The sequence below is a fragment of the Ilyobacter sp. genome, from assembly GCF_041583315.1.
GTDB lineage: Bacteria > Fusobacteriota > Fusobacteriia > Fusobacteriales > Fusobacteriaceae > Ilyobacter.
Genome location: NZ_JBFHGC010000322.1, coordinates 1 through 3,460, shown reverse-complemented (window position 1 = coordinate 3,460; position 3,460 = coordinate 1). Strand labels below are relative to the sequence as shown.

General features: G+C 38.7%; 4 protein-coding genes. All 4 read right to left on the bottom strand.

Features of this window, described 5'->3' with window-relative positions; translation table 11 throughout:
- The coding region (locus tag ABZA26_RS10680; RefSeq protein ID WP_372714513.1) for an OB-fold nucleic acid binding domain-containing protein at nt 1-491 on the bottom strand (491 nt) is incomplete at its 3' end.
- 34 nt (nt 492-525) lie between these two features.
- The gene (gene hisS, locus ABZA26_RS10675; RefSeq protein WP_372714512.1) at nt 526-1,767 is read right to left on the bottom strand and encodes a histidine--tRNA ligase; all 1,242 of its coding nucleotides are present in this window, start codon (nt 1,765-1,767) and stop codon (nt 526-528) included.
- A 20-nt stretch (nt 1,768-1,787) separates the two neighbouring features.
- Complete coding sequence (locus tag ABZA26_RS10670) at nt 1,788-3,029, bottom strand: replication-associated recombination protein A (protein ID WP_372714511.1); 1,242 nt, start codon at nt 3,027-3,029, stop codon at nt 1,788-1,790.
- A 115-nt stretch (nt 3,030-3,144) separates the two neighbouring features.
- Nucleotides 3,145-3,369 (bottom strand): preprotein translocase subunit SecG, encoded by a 225-nt coding sequence (gene secG, locus ABZA26_RS10665; RefSeq protein ID WP_372714510.1) that lies wholly within the window; start codon nt 3,367-3,369, stop codon nt 3,145-3,147.
- Nucleotides 3,370-3,460 lie beyond the last annotated feature (91 nt).

Below are 3,460 nucleotides of genomic sequence, written 5' to 3'. Positions count from 1 at the left end.
TCTACATCTAGAAACCCTCTCTCATCCATGTAGTTTCTTATTGCCATGAGCATCTTATGTCTCATTTTTAGATTTCTTGTCATTTTAGGTTTTCTTAGGTCTAGATATCTGTATTTAAGTCTCATATTTTCACTTAAATTTTCCTCACCAGATATCTGGAAAGGAAGTACGTCACAGTTGTTTAAAATTTCCAGGCTTTCCACGAAGACCTCTATATCTCCAGTAGGCATATTTTGGTTTTTGCTGTATCTCTCCCTTACTTCTCCCGCTATCTTGATGACAGCTTCTGTCCTTATCTTTTGGGATTTTTCAGCCAGTTCAGCATTTTCTTCAGGGTTGAATATTATCTGAGTAACTCCCTCTCTGTCTCTCAAGTCAATAAATGTAAGTCCTCCAAGATCTCTCTTAGTGGCTACCCATCCTGAAAGCGTTACTTTTTTACCTATATCTTCTTTTCTCAGTTCGCCTAAGTTATGCGTTCTATATACCATTGTTAAAAATCACCTCTACAAGTTTTATATCGATCTATTTTTTCAATCTTTTTATGACGTCTTCCAAACTAAGTGTTTCCTGTGTTCTTTCTTGAAAGTTTTTAAGAACCATCTTCTCATTGGCCATCTCTTCATCACCTATGATAATTGCATACTCTACACCTAGCTTATCAGCCTTTTTCATAGATGCTTTTATTGATCTGCTTGAAAACTCAATACAGGTTTTTATCCCTGCATCTCTCAGAGCCTTTGCCACTCCGAAAGAATAAGTCGATTCAGCCTCACCGAGCCATGCTACAAACACCGTAGGATTGTTTCTCGGATAATCTTCAAGAAGCATCATCAGTCTTTCTATCCCCGCTGCAAATCCTACTGCAGGAATCTCCTTATCTCCTAGCTGTTTCAGAAGATTATCATATCTTCCTCCCCCGAGAACCGTTCCTTGGGATCCCAGCTTATTTGTGATTACCTCGTAAACTGTGCTTGAATAATAGTCCAGACCTCTTACAAGCCTTGAATTTTCTCTGTATTTCACACCGAAAATATCCAGATATTTTTTTACCGACTCGTAATGCTCTCTTTCCTCTGGATTCAGTGAATCTATTATGCTAGGAGCAGTTTCTGTTATCTCCTTACACTTTGGATTTTTACAGTCGAGAACCCTCAGAGGATTCCTTTCATATCTTGCCCTGCAATCTTCACAGAGCTCCTCTTTAGAAGGAGTAAGAAAGTCTATTAGAGTATCTCTGTATTTTGATCTAGATTCGTTTCCGCCTACTGAATTTATGTTTACTTCAAGGTCTGTAAGTCCTAATTTTTCAAGAAGGCTGTAGCTCATTGCTATAACCTCTGCATCCAAAATAGGAGACCCCTCTCCCAGCGCCTCTATACCAAGCTGGTTAAATTCTCTCTGCCTTCCTGCCTGTGGTCTCTCATATCTAAACATAGATCCTGTATAGTAGTACCTAGTAAAATCTTCCTTACCGTATATCTTGTGCTCAAGATAAGATCTCACTACAGAGGCTGTCCCCTCTGGTCTCAGGGTTATGCTTCTCTCACCTCTGTCGGTAAAAGTGTACATCTCCTTTTCCACAACGTCTGTTCCCTCTCCTATACCTCTTTTAAAAAGATTTGTCTCTTCAAAAATAGGTATTTTTATCATGGAGTATCCATAAGCTTCAAATATCTCCCTTGCTGTGTTGACTATATGATTGTATTTCAGGGCATCTTCCCCGAAAATATCCTTTGTTCCTCTTACTGCTTTCAGTAATTTCATAGATTCACCCCATAGTAAATTTATTTTTTATCCCATAATTTCAGAAGTTTTTGAGCTATCAGCCTCTCATTCTTGTTATCTCCGGGATTATAATATTTTTTTCTCTCTTCTTTATAAGCCTGATGTACAAAATTCCCGGGATAGCTGTGGGGATATTTGTACAGTTCTCCATACTGTTTTCTCAGGTGCTTAGGCACCTCTTCCAGATTCCGTCCTTTTTCTATATCTTCAAGGGCTGTATTTACTGCCATATAGCTGGAATTACTCTTAGAAGATATTGCCAGATATATGGCAGTCTGAGAAAGTATTATCCTTATTTCCGGCATTCCTATCTTTTCAGATGCATCCATGGCTGCATGAGCTATGAGCATAGCCTCAGGGTTTGCCATTCCTATATCTTCACTTGCAAGTATAACCAGTCGTCTTGCTATGTATCTGGGATCTTCTCCCCCAGAGAGCATCCTGGCCATCCAGTACACTGCCGCATCCGGGTCGCTTCCCCTTATACTTTTTATAAAAGCAGATACGATATTATACTTATCCTCTTTTTTATGATAAGCATCGTTTCTCTTTTTAAAGAGTTCTCTCAGTTCAGCTTCCCCCAGGTTATCTGCAGTGTTTCCAAAAAGTTCCACATAGTTGAGAGCAACCCTGGCATCTCCCTTGGAGAGTTCTAATATAATCTCCTCCATCTCAGGAGAAAGTTTTTCTTTTACATCGAGACGTTTACAGCCTTTCTGTATGAGCTCTCTTATATGACTTTCCTCTAGTTTTTTAAATTCAAAAACCATACATCTGGAAAGAAGGGCATTATTTAGGGTATAGTAGGGATTTTCTGTAGTGGCACCTACCAGCACGATAAGTCCGTCCTCTGTATAGGGCAAGAGAGAGTCCTGCTGAAGCTTATTAAATCTGTGTATCTCATCAAGGAACAACAACGTTCTTTTGTTTTCCAGTTCCACTCTTTTTTTGGCTCTTACCACCACTTCCCTGAAATCGCTTAGATTTGCTGTTGTGGCATTGAGTTTTTCAAAGGAGTAACTAAGTTCTTCTGCTATTATCTCTGCCAGTGAGGTTTTGCCTGTCCCAGGGGGACCAAAGAATATTGAATTTATCATTTTACCCTTGGTTATGAGCTTTCTCAGGACACTTTTTTCCCCTATAATTTCCTCTTGTCCCACATATTCCAAAAGTGTTTTCGGCCTCATCTGATATGCCAGAGGCCTTATATTGTCATAATTTCCGTGAAATAAGCTTTTCATAAAAAATTTCCCCTATTATATCAAAATTAATTGTATAAGTTAACCGGTAAATCCTGTAACCCGGGAAAAAGTGGTAAATAAAAAGGCATGTTGAACTACCAACACGCCTTCTACCTTATTTTAAAAGGTATAATAAAAGTGCCGTTACAATAAACAAAGCTGCAACAACCTCTGTCACCTTTGCAAGTGGTCCTCCGTCTTGAGATACACCAAACACTGTATTTGATGCTCCCATACCCATATTTCCTGACATACCACGACTTCTGTCCGGCTGTATCAGTACCAATATAATGAGGGAAAGAGCAAAGATAAAGAGCAAAGCTGTTAGAAATCCTACCATTTTTTCCTCCTAAATTACTACTAGTTTTCTTTCACATTATAATACATACCCCTTGAAAATTAAAGCTTTTTTTTATGAAATAGATATTCTG

What these genes read in the sequence shown, in the direction of transcription:
- ABZA26_RS10670 (WP_372714511.1), bottom strand. Translation starts at nt 3,029, where the DNA reads ATGAAAAGCTTATTTCACGGAAATTATGACAATATAAGGCCTCTGGCA.
- hisS (WP_372714512.1), bottom strand. Translation starts at nt 1,767, where the DNA reads ATGAAATTACTGAAAGCAGTAAGAGGAACAAAGGATATTTTCGGGGAA.
- secG (WP_372714510.1), bottom strand. Translation starts at nt 3,369, where the DNA reads ATGGTAGGATTTCTAACAGCTTTGCTCTTTATCTTTGCTCTTTCCCTC.